This window comes from Streptomyces sp. NPDC051310 (assembly GCF_044455245.1).
GTDB lineage: Bacteria > Actinomycetota > Actinomycetes > Streptomycetales > Streptomycetaceae > Streptomyces.
Genome location: NZ_JBITEO010000020.1, coordinates 64955 through 89264, shown reverse-complemented (window position 1 = coordinate 89264; position 24310 = coordinate 64955). Strand labels below are relative to the sequence as shown.

Sequence of the window (24310 nt, the reverse complement as noted above, 5' to 3'; positions counted from 1 at the left end):
TGTCCGGCGGGCAGGTCAGCGCCGTGCGGCGGGCAGGCGGCCGGACAATGCGCGGTGTGTGCTGCAGGCGTCGGAGCGGTTGTGGCCCGGGTACGGCCTGAGCTGTGCGGCGTGCCTGTCAGCGGCGGGCGGGGCGGACGTAGGCGGTGACGCTGCCGGCGGCCGGCAGGGGGGCGTAGCGCACCACCGGACGGGTGGCCTCCAGGACCCGGCCGCTGCCGGCGTAGAGCTGGACGTGGCCGAGGCTGCGGGTGAAGACCAGGTCCCCGGGGCGCAGTTCGCTGCGGCGGATACGGGTGCCGGCGCCAACCTGGGCGTAGGTGGTGCGGGGCAGCCTCACGCCGGCGGAGCGCCAGGCGGCCTGGACCAGGCCGGAGCAGTCGTAGCCGCCCCGTCCGGTGCCGCCCCACACGTAGGGGGTGCCGATCCGGCTCCGGGCGAAGGTCACGGCGGCCCCGCCCCGGCCCTCGGCGCGGGCGGAAGTCCCGCGGGTGTTTCCGGGGGTGATGTCGGCCTTCCTGGTGCCGGGGGCTGTGTTGGCGGCCGGCAGGCGGAGGCGGTGTCCGGCGTAGATGAGGGTGGAGCGGCCCAGGCGGTTGGCCTTCTGCAGGGCGGCGACGGTGGTTCCATGGCGCCGGGCCAGCGACCAGAGCGTGTCTCCGCGCTGCAGCACGACCGATCCGGCGGCCGGGCGAGGGGCGGGTGGCTGCGACTGGTGGGCCGCCGACGTGGTGGCCGGCCGCGGGGAGGACAAGTGGTGCGCCACGGTGGGGCCGAGCAGCATGGCCAGCAGGCCGAGGGCCAGGACCGCGGCCAGCTTCGCCGCTGCGGCGACGGGGGTTCGGGTACGCATCGTTGACTTCTCCTTGGAGGGGAGCAGGGCAAGAAGGACCTCGGTCGGGCGAGCCAGGCACGGACGGCGTTCCGAGGCCTTCTGCGGCCGAAGGGCGGGCCGGTGGCCGGTTTTGGGCATGGCGGGGCCGTGCCGCGGCGTGGCACACCGCGCGCCGGGAGGTGAGGAGAGGGATGTGCCGTCAGGGGGCAGGCCCGGGGATGGGCCGCGCGCGGGCCTGCCCTGGACGGGGCGTCAGGCGCAGGTCAGGTAGAACTGGTCGCCGACCTTCTGCCGGTCGATCTCGGGAGAGTCGACCTGTACAGCCATCTCGCCCTGCACGACCTGGCCGGACTGGGTGCCCTGGAGCTGGACCTGGAAGGTCTCGTACTGGGTGTTGGGGGTGGTGAAGGTCATGCTGCCCGTGCGGGGCCGGTAGCCGCGGTCGGTCAGGCGCTGGTCGGGGTACCAGGTGTAGGTGATCGTCCCGGTGCGCCGGGCGGTCGCGGAGAAGGTGAACGTGATCGGCTTGGTGCAGTCCACGGTGTCCGAGCGGGGCTGGACGTAGACGGAGGTGCCCATCAGGATCGGCTCAGGCGGGTTCTTGGACTCGCCCGTGCCGTCCGAGGGGCCTTCCGAAGTCCCTCCGGAGGGCCCCCGGGAGCTGCCCTCCGACGTGCCGGGCGACGGCCCGCCCCCGGGACCCTCGGTGGTGCCGGCCGTCCTGCCGGTCGTGATCCCGGTGGTCGCGCCTTGCGTGGGCCCGCCCGACGTGCCGCCGGTCGGCCCGCGGCTGCTTCCTTTCGTGGCCCCGCCGGCCGGGCCGCCGGTGACCGTGCCGCCGGTCGGCCCCTGGTTGGTGCCCCCCGAGGCGCTGCCGCCCGACCAGGTGGGGACCGGCACGGTGGCTCCCCCGGTCGGCCCGGTCGTCGCACCGGCGGTCGCACCGCCGGTCGGGGAGCTGCTGCTGGGCGGATTGGCGCCGCCCTGCCATGACGGCGGGTTCAGGTTCAGCACCGCTCCCACCAGAGCGATCACCGCGGTCACCGCCGCCGTGGCGAGCGCCACCCGGGCGATCCGCGGCCGGGGTCGCTCCACGCTCCCGTCGCGGTCGGGCGCGCGGACCTCGGCGGCCTCCTGGGCGCGCTGCCGGATCATCCCGGTCAGCGGGGCGGGCAGCCAGCCGGGGCCCGGCTGGCCGGCGCGCTCGCAGCACCAGTCGAGCACCTGACGGGGGCTCGGCCGCTGGTCCGGGTCCTTGGCCAGGCACCGCGCCACCAGTTCCCGCAGCTCTTCGGGCACCGGCTCCAGGTCGGGCTCGCCGTGCACGATCCGGAAGCTGATCTCCGACGGCTCGGTCCCGAACGGCAGCCGCCCGGTCGAGGCGAAGGCCAGCAGCGCGCCGAGGGAGAACACATCGCACGCCGGCCCGACCTTGCCCTTGGCCAGCCGCTCGGGCGCCACATAGCCGGGAGTTCCCACCAGCATCTGCGTGCGGGTCAGCGTGGTGGCGTCCCGGGTGCGGGCGATCCCGAAGTCGATGACCTTCGGCCCGTCCTTGGCCACCAGCACATTGCCGGGCTTGAGGTCGCGGTGCACCACGTCGGCGCCGTGGATCGCCGCCAGGGCCTCGGCGACACCGGCGGCCAGCCGGATCACGCTGTCCACCGGCATCGGGCCCTGCTCGCTCACCATCTCCTGGAGCGAGGGCCCCGGAACGTACTCGGTGGCCAGCCACGGGTCCTCGGCGTCCGGATCGGCGGCCACCACCGCCGCGGTGAACATCCCGTGCACCCGGCGGGCCGCGGCGATCTCCTGCCGGAACCGGGCCCGGAACTCCGCGTTCCCGCCCCGCCCACCGTCGATCACCTTGATCGCGACCCGCCGGCCACCCAGGCTCTCCCCCAGATAGACGCGTCCCATCGCCCCGGCCCCGAGGAACCGCAGCAGCCTGAAACCGCCCACCTCGCGCGGGTCGTTCGGGCCCAGCGGACGCAGCGTCTCCAGCCGCGTCCCCTCCCCGCCGGCGTCGATGCGCTCCCCGGCCGCGGGGCGCTCCCCGGCCGCGGACCGGGCCGCGTCCTGCGCGTCCTCCTCCTCCAGGTCCTTCTCGAGCCGGGCCTTCGTGGCCTCCCAGCGCCGGTCCCACTCCCGCACCGTCCGCTCGTTGCCGCCGCAGGCCCGCACGAACGCCAGCGCCACGTCCTTCGACGGCAGGTTGTCGCCGCCGGCCGCCGCGTTCAGAGTCGACCTGCCGTACCTCACCCGCTTCGACATCGCCTCGTACGAGGGACTCCCCGCGTCCTGCCGCAACTGGCGCAGTCCCGCGGCGAACTCCACTACCGGCCCCCCGCCCGGGTCCAACGGCTGTTCCCGACGCCCCACCATCACTGCCTCCCCTGGCTCCGCGTGCGGGCGACACCCCGCGCCGCGGTCGTTGCCACCGCGCCCACCGGCACCGGCGGCGCGAACTTGCTGACCACATGAATAGCGGCAAATCCGCCCCCGCGGACAGCAATCCGGCGTCCCGGGATATCCATGGATATCCGGAGCCGCTTCGCCGCAGGTCAGAGCCCTCCGGCGAAGTGGCTCCGGACAATCCACGGCGCGCGGGAAGCCTGTTGGCTCCAACAGATCCAGCGACGGCCGTCTCCAACCGACACAGCAGAGTGCCCGCGGCCAGAGGGCTGGTCCGCGGGGCGTCAGTGCGCGATCACCCCCGCGGCACGGTTGCCGGACGAGTCACCACAGCGGCGGCGCACTGAGCGGAGCGCCCACGACGGGTTGGCGACATCCCGTGGGTTGTTCTGAGCCTCCCCGAGCCCTCAACCTCGTGGCCAGGCGGTTCGTCCTCTCTCCCGCAGCAGTTCGCAGGCAGACGTAACTTCGGGATTCCTGAAGCGTTCTCACCTTGCCCGATCAGTTCGCGATCGAGCTGAAGGTGAGGAGCTCGGGTTGGCGCTGGCTGTCGTACGGGACCTGCGATGTCCGGCCGCCGGCCACGGCGGAGGAGCTGGAGCAGTTCGAGACCGACGTGCTGGCGGGGTTCGTGCTGGCGCGGGCCCCGGCTGCGACGCGCGCCGCCCATGCTCCAGCGCCCGTAGTTCTCGGCTTCCTCGAGGAGCAGCACCCGTTGTCCGCTGTGCGCCCAGGCCGCCGCGATCCCGCCGACCAGGTAGTAGAGGTTCCCTGAGCGCTCCGCCAGGAACCGCAGGACGTGCGGTGCGGGCGGCGCGTCGCTGGTCGTCGCGCGGCGCAGGGCTTCGGTGTACTTGGCCCCGTTCCGGCTCGCCCGGCGGGCGCTCTGCGCCGGCCGGGGCCGGGCAGGCCCCGGACCCGGCCCGACCGCGTCGTCGCGGACAAGGGCTACTCGGCCCGCAAGATCCGCGCCTACCTCCGCAGACGCGGCATCGCCGCGACGATCCCGGAGCGGATCGACCAGATCAACGGACGCATCCGGCGAGGCGAGACCCTCTGCCGCCTCGACCGGACCGCCTACCGGCGGCGCAACGTCATCGAGCGCTGCTTCAACCGGCTCAAGCAGAACCGGGCCCTGGCCACCCGCTACGACAAACGCGCCACCCACTACCAAGTTATGGTCACCCTCGCCTGCCTCCGACTCTGGCTCCCATGACTTTCCGGACACGACCTAGGCCCTCCCGGCCGGTGGGCGGATAGACCCGGCGCCACAGCCGCTTCCCGTGGCCGACGTCCTCGATCGCGTCCGGCCGGGAGCGGACCAGGTCCACGGTGTACTTGTCCGCGTCCCGTGGCAGCAGCCGGCCCCACTCCCAATACCGGCGCAACTTGTGCACCAGCTCGTGCGCGTCCTCGGTACGGCGGTCGATCCCAGCAGCAGCACCGGCACCCCGGCCGCCGGCGCCCGCACCACCAGATCCGCCCGCTGCACGTACCCGTCCGCGAGCCGGTGCGGAATCTCGGTGGCCAAGCCGAGCCGGTGCCCGATCCCGGCACGGTGCAGTTCGGCGGCCGTCGAGGTGACCCCTGCGGAGTGGTCGTCATGCCGACATCTTGATACGGGGATGAGGAGGGTGCGGGGGGGGCTAGGAGGAGCCGGGTAGCAGCGGGCGCATAAAGGTGCGCTCGTAGCGCAGCACGCATCCACTCTCGTCCCTGATGCGGTCCGCGTCGATAAAGTCGGGGTCCTTGCCGAACAGGGTGCGGTACTTCTCGTAAGCGGCGAGGCTGGGAAAGCTGAACAGGGCCAGCGCCTTGTCGCTGGCGCCCTCTGCCGGCAGGAAGTATCCGTGATGTGTGCCGCCGTGTCGGTCAACTAGCTCCATCCAGCGGCGTCCGAAACGCTCGAACGATTCGGTTTTCCCTGGGTCGATCACGTACTCAACCACACAAGTAATCATCATTTGAGGGTAGCGCCGCAGCACAGGTGGTGCCGTGGCCGGGAGGTGAGGACCCTTGATCGGCGAGATCGCGAGCAGCAGGCCGGCGAGCCCTGTGCGGTTCAGGCGTCCGGCCAGGCCGTTTGCAGTGCAAGGAGCCGCGGGCGGATCGTCGGCTTCACCCATCCGGGGCAGCCGTCACCGCTGAACGTGGGAGATTTCGCCGATTGAGTGTGGCGAAGGCGAAAGTTATCCGCCCACCCGGCATCGTGTCTGACGAACCCGTTTGCTGCGCAATTCTCCCGGCATCGGATGCCCAGCCCATTAGGTGAAGGACAAGTAGTGAGACTAGCCACGAGAATCGGCACCCTCTGCGTTGTAGCCGCCGCAGGTGTACTGCTCGGTGGTACCGCGGCCCACGCCGATGGTGACGGAGGACTACTCGGCCTCGGTCTCCTCGACACGCCCTCGGTCACCCTCGCCTGCTTTCCCGCCGGGCAGGTAGGTGCAGGCAACTCCTTCAACGGCAACCAGAACGTCAGCTGCAGCCAGTCCGCGTCTGCAACGGGGACAACTCCGCCCCCGAGCAACAGCGGTCTGACCGGCTTTGAAGTTGTGAGCGCGAGCGAGACCGTTGGGCCTGGCGAGGAAGCTTCTGTAGTTGCACAATGCCCGGAAGGGAAGACGCCAACGGGTGGCGGCTGGGGTCAACAGCAAGGGTCGGGTGACTCCTGGGACGTTACGAATGACCAACCTTCTATCGGCGTCGTCGGTGGTGCGTCAGGTTGGCTTGCGATCGCCACGAACACAGGCACTGGACCCCAGACCCTGTTTGTTTTCGCCGTTTGCTACAACGGCACAGACGAGGGTTAGAGAAATCTCTGAGTGAGCGCCGCGTCGAGGTCCTCGATGCCGTGACGAGGCGGGGCGCCTCGCCGCCGTCGGGCAGGGTGGTCGGCCGCCGCGCTGATCGAACCTGCCGGGCGCGGCCGGCGTTGTCCTCGCGCGGCTGACGCGAAACGAACGGCCCGTGCCGCACACGTCGTGCGGCACGGGCCGTCGGTCGGTTCACGGCACCCGTCACGGGAGGATCAGGAGGGGATGGTCACCGTCGCCCAACCGCGGTAGAAGGCGTGGTCGGACAGCTTCAGGTACGTGCCATCGGCGTTCTGGGCTGCCAGCTTCGGGTCGTAGGTGATGTTCGTGCGCGCGGCACTGTCGAAGTACATGGCGTAGGGAGCAGCGCTGAGCGTCCCGCGTCCGGTGGCCTCGGAGAAGAAGAGGTAGTCGATCTTGCTGTTGCGCGGCTCCGTCGGGGACACGTCGACGACCGTGGACTGGCCGCTCCGGCAGGTCTCGACATCCTGGGAAGCGACGCAGTCCGGGTCCGGCTGAGTCCAGAGGGGAGGTTCGGGGCCCTCGGGGAGGGGGCCGTCGGGGTCGCGGTCGTCGGTGGTGTCGGCTTCGAAGAACCGGCCGATGCCGCCGCCCGGCGCGGCGCCAGGGCGGTAGAAGCTGTCCAGTACCGGGACCTTGTCCGGCTGCGGGACCGCGTTGAAGTCCCCGCCCACCACGACGACCTTGCCGGCGTCGATGTCGTTGTCGAGTTCGGAGGCGAGACGCGCCGTCTGCGCGGCACGCGCCCGGTGGCCGACGCCCTTGGCGTCGTAGTAGGCGTACAGGTGGACGCTGCAGCCCTTCACCTTCCCGGTGCCGGGAACGCCGACGAGGGTCACGTCGTGGCAGAGGGCGTTGAACGTCCGCGGCAGGGCAAGCGGCTTGCCGTCGTTGTCGAGCTGGTGGTTCTCGCCGCCGAGGGAGATCTCTTCCTTGGCGCCCAGCGTCCCACGGGCGCCGAGGACCTGGCCGATCCAGCAGCGCTTGTCGTCGTTGTTCGGGTCGCTGTCCGAGTTCACCGAACAGTTGGACACACCACAGCCGGTGTAGTTGGTGAGCATGGGCGTGAAACTGAACTCGTAGGTGCCCGCGTACTTGCTCTTGAACCACTCGAACTGTGGGTGGCACACCTCCTGCAGCATGATCAGGTGCGCCGGCGGCTGGAACTTCGCGAGCTCGTTCTCGATGTGGTGCAGCAGGTCGGTGCCACCCTTGTTGCAGTAGCCACCGCACATGTTGAAGGTGACCGCCCGGAGCTGGACTGGGGTTCCGGGCCCCGCGTCCCATACTTCCGCGCCCGCCGTCGTGCGCTTCGTGTCCGTCACCGCCCGGTCCGCCCGCAGCAGGTCCGTCCCGTTCTGGGCCAGGCCCACCATCAGGACGACGGAGAGGGCGGCCACGAAGGCCGCCAGGAATCCGCGTAGTCTCATCGCTTCCCCTTCCAGGAATTCAGCAAAGGCGATGATCCTAACGCCGCGTGAACATGCCACGTTCGGTTCGGGGCTGACTAACGGCTGTCCCGTACAAGGACGTGAGCTGGGGGTTTGCCTGACGGTACGGTCGACGCGTGGAGTCGAGGAGGGGCAGTGAGCCCGTTGCACGGGGTCCTAGCTTGAACGTCTCGGTCCGGTGCGGCTGAAGAGCGAACGCCCGCCAGATCCGCGAGATCGCCGACTGCGACATACCGGTCGCCGCGGCCATCGACCGCGTCGACCAGTGGGTGGCATCCTTTGGCGTCTCCTCCAGCGTCTTCACGATGACCCGTTCCACGTCCGCGTCGGTGATCTTCCTGGGGACGCCGGGCCTCGGCTCATCACACAAACCGTCCAGCCGACGTTCCAGGAAACGCCGGCGACAGGCCCGGACGGTGTCCCGTGGTGATGCTCAGCCGCCGGGCGACCTCCGCGATCGCGTGTCCTTCCGCGCTCTCCAGAACGATCCGTAATCGCAACGCCAACGACTGGGCGCTCGAACGACGACGCACCCACGACTGCAACATCGCCCGCTCGGAATCGGACAGCACCACCGGCGGGATCTTCGGTCCAGGACGACTCACACCAGACCAACGATGAATCTCCGACTCAGGACACTAGCCGTATCGCCGCCGAGCTTCGGACATGGCCAACCACCACCTGACCACCTGGCAAGCCATTCGTCCCCGCACGCGCGGGGGTAGTCCCTCTTGCAGTCGTCCTGCGCCGGTAACCGCGTGCCGCGCACAACTCCGGCGGCGCCTGGAGCCTGCCGTACTGCTCGCCCGCAGCGCCTGCCCGACGGCGGCTTCGACCGCCTCAGGCCAACACCCGCTCCGTCGTACGGGACAGCAGGTACGGTGCGGGATGGCCTCCTTCACCATCTGGGCGAGGCGGGTGACGGTGAGCCTGCGGCGCTTGCGCGCCAGGACGAGCCGGGATGCGGTGGTCATGGGAGTGCCAACGGGTTGTGGACTCGACGGTCCGTTTGTCTACACGGTGCCGACCCGTCAGCTGATAGCGGTCGGAGCGGATTGTTGGTGGGCCCGTACTCACGGCTGAGAACCAAGAAGGCCGACATCAAGAACGGTCGGTCCCCGCCTCAACCGGACTTACGAGCTAGTCGGTTTAGGGCAGTGCCTACCCGGGGATCGGGTGGACTGCCGGACGGGTCGACGCCGAGTTCGTCGACCAGCCTCTTGAGATAGACGTCGACGGTGGACTCCACCAGCTCGGCGTGGACCGTCACGACGCGTCGGCCGCGGCGCCATGCCACGAGCCCGGTCACAACGGCGGCCAGGGCTGCTGGCCACCAGAAGAACCCCAGCACGGCGTAGCAGCCGGCCCATACCGAGCCGGCCACCGCCGCGTCGAAGCGGGCCCGTGAGGTGCGGAGTTCCGTTCTGACGTCTTCCGGCAGGAACACCCAAAGCCGTGTCCAGCATGAGGCGAGATCGATGCCGTACTGGTTGCGCAGCCGGGTCTCGATCGCGGCCATGCGGTCTCCGGTGAAGGTGGGCCTGCATGGCGGGGCGAGCGCGATCCCGTCGCGGCGGGCTGCGCGCTCATCGAGGTCGCGCCGAAGTTGCTCGCCGCGTCGGTGCGCCGGGGTCGATCCGCGGAGCTCTGCGATCTCCTCCTCGATGTCCTGCCACTGCCTGAGCCGTCGGGCGGTCAGTCGATCGGCCAGCGGCCGTGCCACGGTCGGCCAGTCCCCGGTCCAGATCCGCTCGACGCCGTCGGCGCAGGCCCGTACGAAGGTTCCCACCGCCACGGAGACGAGGACGATCGCCGCAATCAGGGCGATCTGACCGACCGTGGGCCACCGCCCCGCCACCGTCGCCCAGTGCCCGAACCGCTCGAAGAGGGCGGACCGGTCAAGCGCGGCCCCGTGGCCGAGTACCGCGCCGGTGGCCGCCGCCGCGACGAAAAACAGGGTGGGAGCTGCCAGGGCGGATAGCCACTTCTCAGCCAGCTTCTGGCTGAGGCTGTCGAGGGCCGGGGCCACCGGCTCACGCCTCGACGAGGCGCAGCGGCCGCTTACGCAGCCAGCAGCGCCCACCAGAGGGAAGCTCACCGCCCGGCGTTCGGACCACGCTGAGACTGCACGCCCCGTCGGGGCAGCGGTACCACTCCCCCGCGGAGCCCGGCCTCGTCCCGAAGACCATGCTCCCTGGCTCGTCCCCGCGCATCGGGCCCGCCTCCTCGAACACGTACGACGGGATGTCCAGCCCCGCCACCGCCTGCCGTACTGGGGTATCCGCAAGGACGGCACGTACGGCGTCGTTGAGGTCCTCTTCCGGTATGTCCTGCTCCAGCCAGCGCAGCGCCGAGCAGAATTTGGCGCGCATCTCGCGGTCGTCGTCCATCGGCCTCTCCTCGCTTCGTGCGGCTGTGCACCGGCGCGTACGGTCCTCCGGTCGCCTAGGGTCCGCTGTGGACGACCGACGCCCAGAACAGCGGTTCGCGGTAGCGGTCGTGTTGGCGCAGTTTCCCGATCGCCCGGTGCAGGGCGTGCGCGGTGCTCGGGGTGTCCGGTGCGCCGAGAAGTCGATAGACCTCACGGGCGAGCAGCGGGCCCATGCCGTCCTCCACCGTCCACAGGCTCCCGATCACGTGTCGGTAGCCGCAGAGCTGGAAGGCGGACGCGACGGAGATGACCTCGTCAGCCAGCTCTTTGCCCGGGGCGGCACTGTGGCAGGCGGACAGGTAAGCGAACTCGGCGCCCTGGAGCCGCTCGGACGCGAGCTGGCGCAGCGCCAGGTCGCCGCCGTGCAGGAGGAGTCTGCTCTGTGAGGGGTCTGCCGGGTCCCGTACGCCATGGCAGGCCAGGTGGGCGTGGGTGTGCGCTCGCAGGGCGGCCAGGACCGCTTCCGGCGTGGCGTCCGCGTCCCGCAGCTCGGCTCTGGGGCCGGACAGCGATCCGGTGGCGGCCAGTTCGTCCTCAAGGGCCGCCAGCCGCGGGTACGCGTCGCCGGCGTCCACGGCGACCGCGACGAGCGAGGTCCGTCCGGCCTCGGGGGCGGGCGTTTCACGGGCGTGCAGCAGCGAGCCGATCGTGGGGACGTAGGAGGACACCACCCGATCATGGGCGTACACGGAGCCGGACCGTCCGTTCCCTTCCAGCAGCGCCGCGTGCAGCGGCAGCAGGGAGAGGAGGCCGGTCGGGCACCACCAGAGTCTGGGCGGGGTTTCGCCCGGCGGCACGGGCCGGTTGAAGTCCAGCCGGCCGAGGACCGGGCCCACGATCTTTTCGCCCAGCCACCGCAGAGTGCGCTTCATCTCCAGGTCGTGCAGGTACTTCTCGTCGCCCGTGGTACCCGGCGTCACCAGTTTCATCACGGCCGTCTGGAAGGCGTCGGCCCGGCGATCGATCTCTTTACGCGTGATACCGGACAGGGGCACCACGTCGATGATCGTGTGGCCGAAACGGCGGTGCAGCAGCAGGGCGTCGCAGCCCAGCGTGGAGACGTTGATGACGGCGACGGGCCCTTGGGCCGCCGCCTCGCGCAGCCGCGTCCAGTTCGGCGGCCTGTGGAAATGGCCGAAGCCGGAGAGTGCGCGAATCTCGGCCACGATCCGGTCGAATTCCGCGGCCGACGCCTTGCGCTGCTCCGGGCTGCGCTGCGGCAGGACCAGTTCCGCGCAGACCCGCTCGTAGCGGCCGGCGAGCTCCGGGGAAGCGGCGATCAGATCGTTGTGCCGGCTCCGCATCTGCAGTCCTTGGGCCAGCAGGACACCACGTCCCTGTTCCAGCCGGATCAGCGCGTCGCGAGGCCGCCCGGCGGCGATCTCCACGGCTGCCGCAACGCCAGCCAGCGAGGGCACCTCGCGCAGCCGCACTTCCTGTGACGCCCTGCCCAGTGACCGGCCGGTCAGCTTGGGGAGCAGATCGCCGAGCGCCACACCGAAGGCGGTACGGGCCTGCTCCCGGTCTCCGAGCGTCATACAGGTCACGCCCCACAGAGCGGCGCACGCCAGCCGGGTACGCACGTCCTGGGTCCGCGCGAGCGCCGTGGTGCGGTACTGCGCGACGGCCTCGGCCAGATCGGCCACGGCACGCCGGCTCATGCCACGCGTCCATAGCAGCTTCCCGAGTTCCCAGCGCGCCAGCTGTCGGTGGGGTCCGGTGTCCGAGGGCTCACCGGCTACCTGCCTCAGGATGGACTCGGCCGCGTCGAGGTCCGCCTCCCGCGCCGTGTGCACACCGCGCTTCCAGAGCGCGACGGCCAGCTTGATCAGCATCACGGGGTGGTCGTGCTGGGTCGGTGGAGTGGCCGAGACGGCGTACTCCAGGTGGCTCACCGCCTCATCCAGCTCCGTGACGTCTCCGAAGACGTCGAACCGTGCGGTCAGAACGGCGGCCAGATTGGTGACGCGCTGGGCGTGGGCGGGTGACGTGGCTGCCCGGGCGATACACGGATGACGCACAGCCTCGGTGGCCGCCTCCAGGTCCGCGAGGTCTTCCGAAGAGGCGTACCGGTCGAGATGGGACAGAGCCAGGAACGCGTACACCGATGCCCGCTGATCATCGACGAGAGGGCCTTCGAGGGCTTCGGTGAGTTCGGCGACCGAGCCGTCGAGGTCGGCCAGCTCGCCTTCCATCTCGAAGCGCATCCGCAGGGCCTGGCCCAGTTCGACCCGACGGCGAGTGCGCTCCGGCTCGCCGGTCGTGGGTGCGCCGACGACCGATCGCATGCGTTGGATGACCCTGTCGAGCCGGTCCACATCCCCGTCCCGCATGTACTGGATGAACTCGGCCGCCACACTGTCCTCGGACACAGCCGCCGGTGGCGACGCGGCTTGCGTCCGCATGAGGATCAGCAGCATCTGCTGACGCGCCGGATCGCCGGTCGGCAGGGTGGCGATCGCCTCACGCATCAGGCGCAGTCCGGTGGCCCTGTCCGACCCCGGATCGCTGTCTGAACCGCCCAGGCTGGCCATCTCCGTCAGCGCCACACCGGCGTGGAAAGTGACGTGCGGTTCGCACGCACTTCCCCGCGCCTTCTCCCGTGCCCACAGGAGCATCCTCGTGGCCAGGGCGGTCCCTGTCCGGTCCTCGGCCGGCACGCTGCCAGCGCGCAGCGAGTTGGCCACGGCGTGCACGGTGTCGTACGGCGGTACGACCGGCGGCGGATTCTTCACGAAGTGCTCCCGCGGCAGGTGCGGAACCGCCTCGGGACGCAGCGCGTGCACGATCCCGAACAGGAATGTGAACGCGTAGCGATTCCAGTTCTTTTCTTCCTCGGGCGCGTGCCACCACCGCGCGAAGTGGTAGCACCCGAGGAGGTAGACCACGTCAAGCACTTTCGTACCAAGGCGCTCCGAACCGCCCGTGCCGCCCGCCTGTTCGGGAGTCAGCTTGTCGCGGACCTGGTAAATGAGCTTGGCCAGGTTGTCATGTGTGCCCCGCGCCAACACGCTCTCCGGTGGTTCCAAGAGGAACAGCGGCGCCTCTTCCGGTGCAGCCATCGCCCTCCGGATGGCAGCGAGGAACTCCGGGCGCAACTCACTCATCGGTCCCCCGATCCCCCTGACCGCCCCAGCGATGGCGCCACGGTATGCCAGGAGGCAAGGCCGCGCAGGGCGGTCGACGAAAATGCCGGCGAGCAGTACCACTGCCTGAAGGCTCGGCAGGCATGCCCGGCGCCCTTGCAAGGACACCACCTAGGGAGTACGCGTGACCTCCACGAGCCCCGGCGATCCCTGTAGGCGAGGCGGCGACGGCTGGCACTCCGAGCCGGGTTACCCCCGCGCGTCATGGCTCCGCCTCGCACAGCTCGGCCGACCACGTCATCACGCCGCTCGCGGTCGGAGCTGGGGGGCGTCCACGTTCCCGGCCCGCACCGCGCACCAGGACCGCTCCCGCATCTCGGCTGAGCAGAAGGTCCGCGCGTGTGGCCGCGCAGGCCGGTTTCGCCCTCGCTGTGACCCTGCTGCGCTGCACGCCCATACGCGTCGCCATCGCCGTGGCCAGGGCCGCTTCCCGCCTGCCGGGGGCCGGTGCCCGCGACTACACCAAGACGGACACCGCGATCGAGGAAGGGTTCCGCAGGGTCAAACGTCCGTCACGGATCGCGGGGCTGTGCTGGTTTCCTTCTACCGGGAGATCCTCGACACCGACCTGGCCCCGCTGCAGAAGCTCACGGATCAATGGCGTACCACTCACAAAGACATCAGCAGCCTCGGCAAACGAGTACAGGACGAAATGCTTGTTCCGCTGCGGGACAAGGGCTACTGGGAGGGTGCCGCAGCGCCATTCGCCTGGCGAATGATCGATGACATCCCGCGCCAGATGGAGGCTGCCACCAAGGTGGCGGCGGCTGTAATAGGTGTTCTTGACGATGCCTTGGGCGAGCTCACGGCCGTGAAGAGCGCCCTGAAAGACGCCGTGCGGCGCGCCGAGGAGAAGGGCCTGCACATCTCTCCAAGCGGCGAGGTATCGCCCAAGACCATCGGTGGCCAGTGCAAAATCATCGAAAAGGGCTCCCCGGAAGCGGGAACCATCGAGGACGCCACGCGGAAAATAGTCGATCTGGTAAGGCGGGGCATCGTCGCCGACCAGAACCTCGCCTTTGCCATGATGGCGGACGTCGGGTTGGGTTCCTGGTTCAACAGCAACCCTCAGCACAAAAGCATCGACACCCACCAACAAGATCAGTGACGGCGCGTACAACGCCTTCGCCCGGGTGTTGCAGGGCAAGGACCCGTACCCCGGTATCGAGGACGAGGGCCCCTACGATCTCGGCCTGGACTGGGTGACGGGCAACGGCCCACGCGAGCGCGAGTACGCAGCCGGCGACGAGATGACCGAGGCGATCCGGTCCAGCGTGAGCATTGCAGCAGCTGCGTCAGGACACCCTCACCGAGTGGCGCGAACAGGGCAAGACCGACGGCATCGTCAGCTACTCGATCTCCGAAGGCGGCAAGCTGGGAGCCTTGAAGAAATTGGTACTCACGGACATCCCCGCGATCGTCACAGCGGACGACGACCACTTGGGCGAGGCTTTCGTGGGCTCGTACTCCCTGGGCTACAAGGTCCAAGGCCAGGACCCCGACGGCACTCTGGTAGTCGAGTACACCATGGATAATTCGACCAGTAACGAATCGTTCCTCCACTACGTCGGCTACTACGACTGGCTGGAGAACTTCAACCGGGATGAGGGCGCCTTTCCACCGTGAGCCAGGAGATCAAATGGACCGAACGCATCCCGGCAGGTGATTAGCTCATGACCCACCGATCGCCTCGTGTCGTCGCAGTCGTGACGGCACTTGTGGTGCTGGCGGGAACGCTCAGCGCCTGCGGTTCCGACGCGTTCGAACGTTGTGTCCCCGAGGAGTCGGCGGAAGCGGGTGGCGCCGATCTCGCGGGCACCTACGAAGGTAAACGTGACGCCGAGGGGGTTCGTCTTACTCTCACCACCGTCCCCCGTCAGTCGGGCGGCACGCTCTCCGTGGAGAACTGGCCCACCGGGGACTACTACGGGAGGAACTGGGTGAGACGTTCGACGGCTCGGGAACCTGGGAGATCGACCCGCCCTCAGGCCCTGTGAAGTCGCCGTTGCTGCGGCTGCACTTCGACAAGCCGAAGGCCCTGCTCCGCGGGGACACCGTGGACCTTCTCACGATCGCTGTGGACTCCAAGCGCACCGTTGTCTACAGGAACGACGACCCCGACACCTGCCCGTCCTTCCGGCTGGACGTGAAAGGGCCATGACCTCCAGCGTCAAGCGGGCACCGGCTGCTTCGAGCGCCCCTCGTTCACGCTCTGCCCCGCGTGTCGCGCCCGCGTCACGTGGGCGGTGACCGGGGCCGGCGCCCCCTTTGACCGGTCACGCCGTGGTGGCCGGGCCGGGCCGGGCCCGGGCAGGAGCGGTGGTCATCATGACCGACGTGGCCGACCGGGTGGGGAACGTCACCCGCAGTGTTACGAACAGCTCGTCACCCAGGCGAGGGACCTGATCGCGCAGTTCGCCCGCGCGCAGTTCACCCCTGGGTGACATGGCGCTGGAGATTGAGCCGATGAGGTCGGTGGGTCGATGCCGAACGGCACGGATGACTTGTTCACGGTGACGGAGCCGTTGCAGATGTTCGCAGACGACGTCGGTGTCGAGCACCGGACGGTGGAGGACTGGCGTTACACCGCCAATCGGTGGCCGAAGGAACGTCGCAAGGCCGGGGTGTCGTTCACTGTGGAATACACCGCGCCCACTCATCCCCAGCGGCGGCCCCGCACGGAGCGCCACGGGTTCGGCCGGCCGCCGGGGAACTGCCGGGAGCGGCGCCGGACGGGCGGCGGCTTCGGCGACGGGTACAGCGCCGCGCGCGGCCGGGCCGCGTCGGCGAGCAGATCAAGCCGCCCAGCGATGGGACGTTCACCGGGACAGACGGGATGTGCGTGGGTCAACAACTCACCCGTCAAGTATTGCTGGTTCAACGAGAAGGCCTACGCGGGCACCTCCCACCCCATGGCGCCGATCGGCAAGGAAAGCCACCTTTCCGATGCCGCGCTGAAGCCCATCAAGCCGCAGCGCGGCGGCCGTGGGCGAGTCTTGCCGCGGCCCCCGGCCAGGCGGACACTGGTCATATGACCCACGGGCTTGCCCGTGGACCGGGTCGGGGGCGGTACAAGGCTCCGGATGCCGTCGGCCCTCGCACGGGTAGCCCTCCACATAGCCCCGGGGGTGCCGGGACTGCGATCCGGTCGTAGGAGGGCTCATGTCCACGACATTGCGTTTGGCAACCTTCAACGTCGAAAACCTCTTCGCCCGCTGGCGATTCAGGGACGGTGTCAACCCCGCTACCGCGAACACACGCGGCTGGGTCGTCGAGCAGACCCAGTTCGAGGAGTTGGGTGTCGACGACAAGGCCATCACGGCAGCTGCGGTGCGTGAGATCCACGCGGATGTGCTCGCTCTCCAGGAGGTCGAGAACGTCGACACCCTGAAGCACTTCCGGGCACAGGCCCTCGGTGGGCGTGCCGAATATCCCTACGTCGCGGGAGTGGACGGCAACGATCCACGCCTCATCGACGTCGCCGTGCTGTCCAAGCTCCCCATCACCCGCATCCGCTCGCACCAGCATCTGATGGACCCCGGGGGTCCGAGTGCGACGCTGTTCTCGCGGGACTGCCTCGAAGTCGATGTCGAGGTCAGGGAGAGCGAATCGAAGAGCACGACCGTGACGCTCTTCGTCAACCACTTCAAGTCCATGATGGGCGGGCGCCCCGAAACCCGGGGAAAGAGGCAGCGCCAGGCCACGAAGGTGAAGGAACTCGTCACCGGGCGCTTCGGAACCGCCTCTCCCGGAGACCATCCGTTCGTCATCCTCGGCGACCTCAACGACTACCTCGGTCCGGACGGCAGCTCCGGCGTCGACGGCCTCGTCGTATGGGACCAGGTCGAGAACGTGGTGACCCGCCTCCCCGAGACCGACCAGTGGACCCACTTCTTCAAAGGCGGCAACGAATACCGGCAACTCGACTACCTGCTCCCCTCGGCGTCCCTCGCCGAGGCGTCCGCGGAGTCGGTGCCCGAAATCGTCCGCAAGGGTATGCCGCTGCGAGCGACCCGTTACACCGGGCCGCGGTTCCCGGGCGTCGGAACGGACAAGCCCAAGGCGTCCGACCACTGCCCCGTCGTCATGGACCTCACCATCGCCTGAAAACTCCTGAAAGACGGAGCATACGGAATACGGAGCTCAAGCAATGGCTCGCATCACCATCAACGAGGTGACGGTCGACCCGCTGGCCCAGCGAGACGAGTTGGCCGACGCATCCCTGATCGCCGAGGACGCCTCCCAGTCCAACTACCTGCTCGTCCAGACGGACCACGCCCTCTCCGCCGAGGAAAAGGAACAACTGGCGCAGATGGACGTGGTTATCCACGAATACGTGCCGGAGAACACGTATCTGTGCGGCTATCAGCCGTCCGACCTGGACGCGCTCCGCGACCTGCCCTTCGTGACCTGGGCGGACGTGTATCTCGAAGGTTTCAAGATCGCGCCTTCGCTGCGCGGGGAAGGGCTGCGACCGGACATCTCGGTCCTTCGGGCACCCGCCGACGCCCTGGCTTCGGGGACGCGCACCGTCGACATCGTCCTCCACGACGATGTCGACCCGGGCTCGTACGAGGTGCGGCAGCGGATCGCGGCGGCGGCCGGGCTCAGCCCGGACGACCTGCGTCCGGCCCGCGACAAACTGCGTGTGGAGGTTCCGGAGGAGTCCTTGGCCGCGCTCACGGCCGTGGACGAGGTGCGGCAGGTCGAAGCCGTCCCCGAGCGGAGTCTGTACAACGGCGTCGCCCGGCCGATCCTCCACGCCGACGTGGTCGTGGACGGCACCCCGCAGCAAGGCGAGGGGCAGGTCGTGGCGGTGGCCGACACCGGCTTCGACTTGGGCTCCACCACGAATGTGCACAGCGCGTTCACAGGCCGGGTCGCCCGTTTGTACGCCCTCGGCCGGCCCACCCGGGCGGATGACCCCGACGGGCACGGCACCCACGTCGCGGGCTCCGTGCTCGGCAACGGCACGTCCGCCGCGATGGGCGGAGCCGTCCAGGGCACCGCGCCCCGGGCCACCCTGGTGCTGCAGGCGCTCATGGACCCTCGCGGGCACCTCCGCGGAATCCCGGACGACCTGCGCGACCTCTTCACCCCTCCCTACGAGAACGACGGCGCGCGCGTGCACACCAACTCCTGGGGCTCGGTCGAGCCGGGGCTGCCGTACGACAGGAGCGCGTTCGAGATCGACGACATGGTCTGGAACAACCAGGACCTCGTGATCTGCTTCGCGGCGGGCAACGACGGCAATGACCGGGACCGTGACGGCCGTGTCAACCTGGGGGACGTCGGATCGGAAGGGGCGGCCAAGAACTGCATCACCGTCGGTGCCAGCGAGAACGACCGCCCGGGAATCCGCTCCACCTATGGCCAACTCTGGGGCCGGGACTTCCCCGTCAACCCGATCCGCGACGACCGGCAGGCGGACAACCCGGACGGAATGGCCGCCTTCAGTAACCGCGGGCCGACCCGGGAAGGCCGGATCAAGCCGGACGTCGTCGGACCGGGCACCTCGATCCTCTCCGCGCTGTCACATGCCGCGGCGAGCCTGCCCGGTGACCCCTTCGGCGCCTCCGCGGACCCGGAGTTCTGCTTCCTGAGCGGCACCAGCATGGCCACCCCCTTGGTCGCCGGCTGCGTGGCGGTACTGCGCGAGACCCTGGTGAAGAACGGCACCCCGCGACCGAGCGCGGCGCTCATCAAAGCCATGCTGATCAACGGCGCGGTCGAACTCCGAGGGCAGTACACCCCCTCGGAGGCGGGTACGTCGCCCAACAACGACTCCGGCTTCGGCCGCGTCGACCTCTCCCGCTCGGTGGTCCTCCCCGGAGACGACGAGCGTGTGGGCTTCCACGAGGGCGGCCCGCTGGACCAGGACGAAGAGGAGCTGCTGCGTATAAGGATCCGGGAGCGGGACGGGGGCCAGGAGCCGACGTTCAAGGTCACGCTGGTTTGGACGGACCCTCCCGGCGCGGCCCTGCAGAACGACCTCGACCTCGTCGTCCGGGCCGCCGACGGCCGTGAGCGCCATGGAAACATGGGCACATCCGACGGGTTCGACCGCATCAACAACGTCGAGCAGGTCCAGTGGGGCGACATTCCCGCCGGAGAGGTCGCGGTCATCGTCCGCGCCCACCGCATCACCCGCTTCCCACAGCCCTACGCCTTCGCATGGTGCATCTCCTGACCGGCGGCGTGGCTCCGGAAGTGGGCGGTGATCGGCAGTACGCCACAGGGTCTGTCGTCAAATGATGTTCGGTCGGGGATCACGGTCGGGTGATACGCCGCCATGAACTGTCCGGTGCCGAGCGGGCGTTCATGCAGCCACTGCTGCCCCGGCCCGAGCGAGGCCCGCAGACGGCTGGACGACCGGACGGTCCTCAACGGGATCGTGTGGAAGTTTCAGACCGGCTCGGCCTGGCGGGACGTGCCCGAGCGGTACGGCCCCTGGGCCACGCTGCACACCCGCTTCCGCCGGTGGGCAAGCTGCAGGAACATCTCGGGTCTCCATGGCGACGGCCACCGGATCGCAGGGGACGTCACGATCTTCCTGTCGGAAGACCTCACCCAGTGCATCGCCTGCTGGTGACACGGCCTCATTGTGTTGGGACCGGAATGACTCTTTGGGGTCGGCTTCTCGTCGCCGGGTGTGGTCGGGCATGAGGTCGGCGACGGCCGTACGGAGCGCGCCGCGGCTGACGCCGTGGTCGCGGCGATGGCGGCGATGGACCGGCCTCCCGGGCTTCCGGGACTCGACGTCGCGTCGCGGCCGGGGCGGCGGGCGCCGGTTGGATGCCGCTCACCCCGCCTGACCTGTCCGCGCCACCGTCGGATGCCGACAGTGGCGACCTGATGCCAGCCCAGTTCTACCCATGCGTCCCCGCGGGCACCACCCCCGGCAAGCAGACGCACGGGGAACGATGTGGGCCTTCCCGGTGTGTTTGTGAGAAGGAGCACTGCCTTGCCCAAGGGGACACCATGCTGCGCTTTCCAGGCCGGTTCCTCCTGGCCTTCTTCATCCTCGCCGCCGTCACAGGTTCGGCCGCAGCAGCGCCTCACCTGCCCGCTCCCGAATAGGTACGCATCGCCGCAGTAGCCCTGCGATCGGAAACGGAAGTGGACGTGCTCGTGGGGTACCGATGTCGGGGCAAGAGGCAGATCGACGCGGAGGTGACCTCCGACACGGGCGCGCACGCTACTGGGAGTGCCGAGGCCGACTGCACGACCTTCGAAACAGTGGGCTGGCTATGGACCCGGCCGGCCATTGACCTCGATGCCTGGCGGCGGCGTCAGCCCGATACGGTCTTTCCATGCCGCTCACTCCCGATGACGAAGTCCGTAGCCGCGAGGAACTGGTCGCCTTCGTCCGCGACCTGCACCAGGACTACCTACGACGAGGCCACACATGGGAAAATCAGACCCTCGATCGCTTCCTTGAAGCCCTCGCAGCGTGGATGGATGATTCCCCCGGCTGGTACCGGAAATTCGGCTACGAACTGCCACCAGACGGCGACTGGACCTACCTGGCGAGGGCACTTCAAGCAGCCACCCTCTACGAATGATCCGCCCGCTGAGACACGACTGCGGAGGCATTGCGTCACAAGATCAGCGGCAGAGCCGATGAACGTGCTTAGAACTCCTAACGAAATGATCCTCAAGGTGGTTGGATCACTCCGGGACTGACGATCCGGGGGTTGGAGTGGCTCGGCCGAAGCCGTGGGAAGTCGACCACGAGCTGTGGGCGGTGATCGAGCGGCTGCTACCGAAGGTGGAGCGTCGGCCCCGGCACCCCGGGCCAAGGCGGCATCCGGACCGGCTGGTGTTCCAGGGCATCCTGTTCGTCCTGCACACCGGGGTCGCCTGGGAACATCTGCCGCAGGAACTCGGCTTCGGTTCGGGCATGACCTGCTGGCGCCGCCTGGCCGAGTGGACCGAGGCTGGAGTCTGGCCCCGGCTGCACAAGGTCCTTCTGGCCAAGCTCCGCAGCGTGAACGCCCTGGACTTCTCCCGGGCGGCCGTCGATGGCTCCCACATACGGGCATTGAAAGGGGGATCCAAGACGGGACGAAGCCCTGTTGACCGGGGCAGGACGGGCAGCAAGCATCACCTGATCACCGACGCCACTGGTATCCCGCTGGCCGCCACTTTGACCGGCGGCAACCGCAACGACGTCACCCGGCTGATCCCGCTGCTTCAGGCGGTACCGCCGGTGAGGGGCAAGCGAGGCCGGCCCCGGCGCCGCCCGGACGTGGTGCTGGGCGACCGCGGCTACGACCACGACAAGTACCGCCGCCTCGTCCGGGATCTCGGCGTGAAGCCGCTGATCGCCCGCCGGGGCACCGAGCACGGCTCGGGCCTGGGCACGCAACGCTGGGTCGTGGAGCGAGCATTCGCCCACCTGCACTGGTTCCGCCGCCTGCGGATCCGCTGGGAGATCCGCGACGACATCCACGAAGCCTTCCTCACCCTCGGATGTGCACTGATCTGCTGGCGACGCCTGAACTCCCGATAGAAGTTCAAGACAGGCACGACCAACGTTGATGGCCCGGTGGCCGACCTCAGGCTGGCTTGCGCCACACGGAGACGTGCTTCGCGGAGTCCTGGGTGAACGGAGACCCATCCCAGTCCGCAACGCGACGTTCCAGCTCGAGCCCGGCGATCCGTGCCATCAGGTCGAGCTCCGCCGGCCAGGCGTACCGGTGCCGGGAGTTTTCGCGGCGGTAATGGCCGTCGTCGCCGTCGCGGGTGAAGTGGTGCGAGACGAGAATTTGCTCGACCAGGTCGAAGGTGTCGAAGCCGAGATGCTGCTGGGAGACGTCGAACGGCACCGCGACCTGGCCGGGCGGCAGGAACCGCAGCGGCGGCACACTCAGCTCGATGACGAATCGGCCGCCGGGCTCCAGATGACGTGCGGCGTTGCGGAAGCACTCGACCTGCTCGTCCTGCGTGAGCAGGTTCGTGATGGTGTTGTAGACGAGATAGACCAGGGTGAACCCGCCCGGAACGACAGTGGTGGCCATGTCCCCGATGACCACCGGGAGGGTGTCCTCGTCGATCTTGTGCCGCAGCACCGCTGCCATGTGCTCGGACAGTTCGATGCCCACGACCGGCACGCCGCGTTCCCGGAGCGGGACGCCCACGCGTCCGGTTCCGATGGCGAACTCCAGTGCCCGGCCGTCTCCGGCGAGCTCGGCGAGGAAGGCGAGAGTCGGTCCGAGAACGGCAGCCGAGGACGCTTTGGCCTCCTCGGCGTCGTAGCGGTCGGCGGTCGCGCGGGTCCACAGTTCACTGCTCGTCACGGCTGGCCACTTTGCCGGGTGCCGAGAGGCGCTGTCGACGCATTTAAGTTCTCCGCGGCGCAGCGTGCACCGCCCACAACTCGTCGTCGCCTTGCCAGGGCTTCGACCAAACCACCCCGCACCCCGGATCATCAGTCCCGAAGCCAACCACCTTGAAGATCATTTCGTTAGGAGTTCTTAGCCGGATGTTGCTCGTAGACTCGGGCAGGTAACGCGTGCGACGATCGCGTTAGGGAGAGTCCCGGTCTTTTGTTCCGTCGGCGCTTGTTGCTTGAGTCGCTGGCCGTGCTTGCCGCTGATGCCCCGTCCCAGGTTGCCTGGTTAACCAAGCACGACGTGGTGACGGATGAGATCGCCCTGGACTTCGATCATGCCCTCGGCATGGCCGAAGCCCTGGTGGATGAAGGGCACCTCAATAGCGGCGTACTGCCTGACCTGCGGGAGAACGACGCTGTTCTCAGCGAGATGAGCGGTGCGGAGAACGCTGATCGAGGGACGAAGGGCGCGTTGTCCGGCGATGAGGGGTGGGCTCAGACCCGTCGGCTTGCCCGCCGGGTACTCGTTGCCGAGCTGGGCGAATGGCAGCAGCTGCTGCCGGAGATTTCGGTCATCCGGTGATGGACCGAGCTGCAACATGGCAACGCCTGAGGTCAGATCAGACGCCAGGAAGAACAAACGCGTGCCTTCGGCTGTAGCTGACACCCTCACACCGGCCGCAGACTATCCCGTCACGGTCAAAGTCCTCTGCGACATCCTTCAAGACGCCAAGAGCCCGTCCGCCACGCAGGCAGTGACCATCTCCATCACGCCATGGGGTCTGGAATCGGCCGACGGCAATGTCGAGTTCGAGGTTCATGCTGATCAATTGATCACCAGCTGAGGCACACGATCCCGGCCCCGTCGACCTGGCGGTCGGCGGGCCCACCCAACAGGCGACAGACCAGGACATCCCTGATCGATCCAATATGATCCGGGAGGAGCTGATCGACACTCTCGCCCGCGCCGGAAGAGCCGACACAAGACTGCCGCCCGACGTGCCCCCGCGGCCGCACTCCGCGACGGCCGGCCGAGGGGTGAGCCGACTGCTCCAGCCGGTGCCCCCGCGTTCCGCTCCGCGCACGGACGGGGCACCCCGACAAGGTTCAGGGGGATGGCTCGTACGTGACCGTCGTGGTCACGCACGGGGTGGCGAGTTGGAAGAAGGCCTCCTGTTCGGCCAGGTCGGCGGCAAGGCCCCAGCGCAGCTTCGTCGCGGTCCACTCCGCGGCATACCATCAGTGTGCGGCTTCGCTGAGCGGCTTCCACTCGCGCGGATCCTGGTCGGCCTTCTGGCGATTTTGCTGGGCGGTGACCGCGACGAGCGAGGTGTCGGCGGCGAGGTCGTTGGCGTACGCCTCACGTCGCTGCGCGGACCACGCCGAGGCGCCGCTGTCCCAGGCCTCAGCCAGCGGCACCATGTGGTCGATGTCCAGCCCGGATGGGCCAGGTACCTCCTTGGCGTCGTCGTACGACCACCACGTGCCGCCGGTCAGCCGGCATCCGGCACCAACTGTCGGGGGTTCGATCGCCTCGGCCAGCAGCACCTCGTTACGGGTGTTGCACCCGTCCGACGGGTTGGCGCCGCTGTTCCAGTGCTTGAACTCGTCACGGGTATAACCCGCGCGGGATTCGTCGGCGACGGGCAGCTGCGCGACGGCGGCGCCGAGCGGGAGCGTCTCGGCAGCGTGCGCGGCCGGAGACATGGCCAGCGGGATGACGGCGAGTGCAGCGGCCATGGCGGCGCGCGTCAGTGTGGAGATCACATACAGAGGGATAGTGGCCACGGATACGTTGTGGGGGCGGCGTTGGACCACCGCGCCCGCATCGAGGCCAAGCCCGGCACGGCACGACCGA

The 24310-nt window shown here is 69.0% G+C and carries 22 protein-coding genes and 3 pseudogenes; 13 read left to right on the top strand and 12 right to left on the bottom strand.

Annotation, left to right across the window (positions count from 1 at the left end; translation table 11 throughout):
• Positions 1 to 118 precede the first annotated feature (118 nt).
• Positions 119 to 853, bottom strand: a complete 735-nt coding sequence (locus tag ACIA79_RS25780) for a C40 family peptidase (RefSeq protein ID WP_399430704.1) — start codon at positions 851 to 853, stop codon at positions 119 to 121.
• A 234-nt stretch (positions 854 to 1087) separates the two neighbouring features.
• On the bottom strand, positions 1088 to 3172 hold the full coding sequence (locus tag ACIA79_RS25775; RefSeq protein WP_399430703.1) for a protein kinase: 2085 nt from the start codon (positions 3170 to 3172) through the stop codon (positions 1088 to 1090).
• A gap of 571 nt (positions 3173 to 3743) precedes the next feature.
• Between ACIA79_RS25775 and ACIA79_RS25770 the strand changes: the two genes are divergently transcribed.
• On the top strand, positions 3744 to 4025 hold the full coding sequence (locus ACIA79_RS25770; protein ID WP_399430701.1) for a hypothetical protein: 282 nt from the start codon (positions 3744 to 3746) through the stop codon (positions 4023 to 4025).
• 111 nt (positions 4026 to 4136) lie between these two features.
• A pseudogene (locus tag ACIA79_RS25765) lies at positions 4137 to 4466 on the top strand (transposase); the annotation flags it as partial.
• Between the two features lie 430 nt (positions 4467 to 4896).
• Here the strand turns inward: ACIA79_RS25765 and ACIA79_RS25760 are convergent.
• The 7 genes from ACIA79_RS25760 to ACIA79_RS25730 form a co-directional block, all read right to left on the bottom strand.
• Positions 4897 to 5211, bottom strand: coding sequence for an NIPSNAP family protein (locus tag ACIA79_RS25760; RefSeq protein ID WP_399430754.1), 315 nt, complete (start codon positions 5209 to 5211; stop codon positions 4897 to 4899).
• A 1070-nt stretch (positions 5212 to 6281) separates the two neighbouring features.
• Complete coding sequence (locus tag ACIA79_RS25755; protein ID WP_399430700.1) at positions 6282 to 7517, bottom strand: endonuclease/exonuclease/phosphatase family protein; 1236 nt, start codon at positions 7515 to 7517, stop codon at positions 6282 to 6284.
• Between the two features lie 37 nt (positions 7518 to 7554).
• Positions 7555 to 7908, bottom strand: a complete 354-nt coding sequence (locus ACIA79_RS25750) for a hypothetical protein (protein ID WP_399430699.1) — start codon at positions 7906 to 7908, stop codon at positions 7555 to 7557.
• Complete coding sequence (locus ACIA79_RS25745; RefSeq protein ID WP_399430698.1) at positions 7901 to 8113, bottom strand: hypothetical protein; 213 nt, start codon at positions 8111 to 8113, stop codon at positions 7901 to 7903. Before ACIA79_RS25745 ends, ACIA79_RS25750 begins: the two co-directional genes overlap by 8 nt.
• A gap of 548 nt (positions 8114 to 8661) precedes the next feature.
• The gene (locus tag ACIA79_RS25740; protein WP_399430696.1) at positions 8662 to 9567 is read right to left on the bottom strand and encodes a hypothetical protein; all 906 of its coding nucleotides are present in this window, start codon (positions 9565 to 9567) and stop codon (positions 8662 to 8664) included.
• 4 nt (positions 9568 to 9571) lie between these two features.
• Positions 9572 to 9928, bottom strand: a complete 357-nt coding sequence (locus ACIA79_RS25735; protein ID WP_399430695.1) for a hypothetical protein — start codon at positions 9926 to 9928, stop codon at positions 9572 to 9574.
• A 55-nt stretch (positions 9929 to 9983) separates the two neighbouring features.
• Positions 9984 to 13178 (bottom strand): CHAT domain-containing protein, encoded by a 3195-nt coding sequence (locus tag ACIA79_RS25730; protein WP_399430694.1) that lies wholly within the window; start codon positions 13176 to 13178, stop codon positions 9984 to 9986.
• Positions 13179 to 13644: 466 nt separating this feature from the next.
• On the opposite strand from ACIA79_RS25730, the gene ACIA79_RS25725 reads away from it, so the two are divergent.
• From ACIA79_RS25725 to ACIA79_RS25715, 3 genes are all read left to right on the top strand, one after another.
• Positions 13645 to 14223 (top strand): hypothetical protein, encoded by a 579-nt coding sequence (locus ACIA79_RS25725; RefSeq protein ID WP_399430693.1) that lies wholly within the window; start codon positions 13645 to 13647, stop codon positions 14221 to 14223.
• A gap of 173 nt (positions 14224 to 14396) precedes the next feature.
• Positions 14397 to 14741 carry a hypothetical protein gene (locus tag ACIA79_RS25720; RefSeq protein WP_399430692.1) on the top strand — a complete coding sequence of 115 codons (345 nt, stop codon included), beginning with the start codon at positions 14397 to 14399 and terminating at the stop codon, positions 14739 to 14741.
• A 367-nt stretch (positions 14742 to 15108) separates the two neighbouring features.
• A complete protein-coding gene (locus tag ACIA79_RS25715; protein WP_399430691.1) occupies positions 15109 to 15276 on the top strand; it encodes a hypothetical protein in 168 nt (55 codons plus the stop codon).
• Positions 15277 to 15391: 115 nt separating this feature from the next.
• On the opposite strand, the gene ACIA79_RS25710 is transcribed toward ACIA79_RS25715, so the two are convergent.
• Positions 15392 to 15562, bottom strand: a complete 171-nt coding sequence (locus ACIA79_RS25710; protein WP_399430690.1) for a hypothetical protein — start codon at positions 15560 to 15562, stop codon at positions 15392 to 15394.
• A gap of 36 nt (positions 15563 to 15598) precedes the next feature.
• Between ACIA79_RS25710 and ACIA79_RS25705 the strand changes: the two genes are divergently transcribed.
• The 6 genes and pseudogenes from ACIA79_RS25705 (at position 15599) to ACIA79_RS25680 (ending at position 21630) form a co-directional block, all read left to right on the top strand.
• On the top strand, positions 15599 to 16150 hold the full coding sequence (locus tag ACIA79_RS25705) for a hypothetical protein (protein ID WP_399430689.1): 552 nt from the start codon (positions 15599 to 15601) through the stop codon (positions 16148 to 16150).
• 127 nt (positions 16151 to 16277) lie between these two features.
• Positions 16278 to 17222 (top strand): endonuclease/exonuclease/phosphatase family protein, encoded by a 945-nt coding sequence (locus tag ACIA79_RS25700; RefSeq protein WP_399430688.1) that lies wholly within the window; start codon positions 16278 to 16280, stop codon positions 17220 to 17222.
• Positions 17223 to 17265: 43 nt separating this feature from the next.
• Positions 17266 to 19305 carry a S8 family serine peptidase gene (locus ACIA79_RS25695; RefSeq protein WP_399430687.1) on the top strand — a complete coding sequence of 680 codons (2040 nt, stop codon included), beginning with the start codon at positions 17266 to 17268 and terminating at the stop codon, positions 19303 to 19305.
• A 165-nt stretch (positions 19306 to 19470) separates the two neighbouring features.
• Positions 19471 to 19599, top strand: a pseudogene (locus ACIA79_RS25690) (transposase); the annotation flags it as partial.
• A gap of 829 nt (positions 19600 to 20428) precedes the next feature.
• Positions 20429 to 20680, top strand: coding sequence for a hypothetical protein (locus ACIA79_RS25685; RefSeq protein WP_399430686.1), 252 nt, complete (start codon positions 20429 to 20431; stop codon positions 20678 to 20680).
• Positions 20681 to 20817: 137 nt separating this feature from the next.
• Positions 20818 to 21630: an IS5 family transposase gene (locus ACIA79_RS25680; protein ID WP_399430685.1), complete on the top strand. Its 813-nt coding sequence runs from the start codon at positions 20818 to 20820 to the stop codon at positions 21628 to 21630.
• 46 nt (positions 21631 to 21676) lie between these two features.
• Here the strand turns inward: ACIA79_RS25680 and ACIA79_RS25675 are convergent, their stop codons facing one another.
• Positions 21677 to 22417, bottom strand: a complete 741-nt coding sequence (locus tag ACIA79_RS25675; protein ID WP_399430684.1) for a class I SAM-dependent DNA methyltransferase — start codon at positions 22415 to 22417, stop codon at positions 21677 to 21679.
• Positions 22418 to 22681: 264 nt separating this feature from the next.
• Here ACIA79_RS25675 and ACIA79_RS25670 point away from each other — a divergent pair, with 264 nt between their 5' ends.
• Positions 22682 to 23035 (top strand): hypothetical protein, encoded by a 354-nt coding sequence (locus tag ACIA79_RS25670; protein ID WP_399430683.1) that lies wholly within the window; start codon positions 22682 to 22684, stop codon positions 23033 to 23035.
• Positions 23036 to 23051: 16 nt separating this feature from the next.
• Positions 23052 to 23297, top strand: coding sequence for a hypothetical protein (locus ACIA79_RS25665; protein ID WP_399430682.1), 246 nt, complete (start codon positions 23052 to 23054; stop codon positions 23295 to 23297).
• Between the two features lie 262 nt (positions 23298 to 23559).
• Here the strand turns inward: ACIA79_RS25665 and ACIA79_RS25660 are convergent.
• Positions 23560 to 24192 (bottom strand): annotated as a pseudogene (locus tag ACIA79_RS25660) (HNH endonuclease family protein).
• Between the last annotated feature and the right edge of the window lie 118 nt (positions 24193 to 24310).

What these genes read in the sequence shown, in the direction of transcription:
- ACIA79_RS25780 (WP_399430704.1), bottom strand. Translation starts at nt 853, where the DNA reads ATGCGTACCCGAACCCCCGTCGCCGCAGCGGCGAAGCTGGCCGCGGTC.
- ACIA79_RS25760 (WP_399430754.1), bottom strand. Translation starts at nt 5,211, where the DNA reads ATGATTACTTGTGTGGTTGAGTACGTGATCGACCCAGGGAAAACCGAA.
- ACIA79_RS25755 (WP_399430700.1), bottom strand. Translation starts at nt 7,517, where the DNA reads ATGAGACTACGCGGATTCCTGGCGGCCTTCGTGGCCGCCCTCTCCGTC.
- ACIA79_RS25735 (WP_399430695.1), bottom strand. Translation starts at nt 9,928, where the DNA reads ATGGACGACGACCGCGAGATGCGCGCCAAATTCTGCTCGGCGCTGCGC.
- ACIA79_RS25710 (WP_399430690.1), bottom strand. Translation starts at nt 15,562, where the DNA reads ATGTCACCCAGGGGTGAACTGCGCGCGGGCGAACTGCGCGATCAGGTC.
- ACIA79_RS25705 (WP_399430689.1), top strand. Translation starts at nt 15,599, where the DNA reads ATGCCGAACGGCACGGATGACTTGTTCACGGTGACGGAGCCGTTGCAG.
- ACIA79_RS25700 (WP_399430688.1), top strand. Translation starts at nt 16,278, where the DNA reads ATGTCCACGACATTGCGTTTGGCAACCTTCAACGTCGAAAACCTCTTC.
- ACIA79_RS25695 (WP_399430687.1), top strand. Translation starts at nt 17,266, where the DNA reads ATGGCTCGCATCACCATCAACGAGGTGACGGTCGACCCGCTGGCCCAG.
- ACIA79_RS25685 (WP_399430686.1), top strand. Translation starts at nt 20,429, where the DNA reads ATGCCGCTCACTCCCGATGACGAAGTCCGTAGCCGCGAGGAACTGGTC.
- ACIA79_RS25665 (WP_399430682.1), top strand. Translation starts at nt 23,052, where the DNA reads ATGGCAACGCCTGAGGTCAGATCAGACGCCAGGAAGAACAAACGCGTG.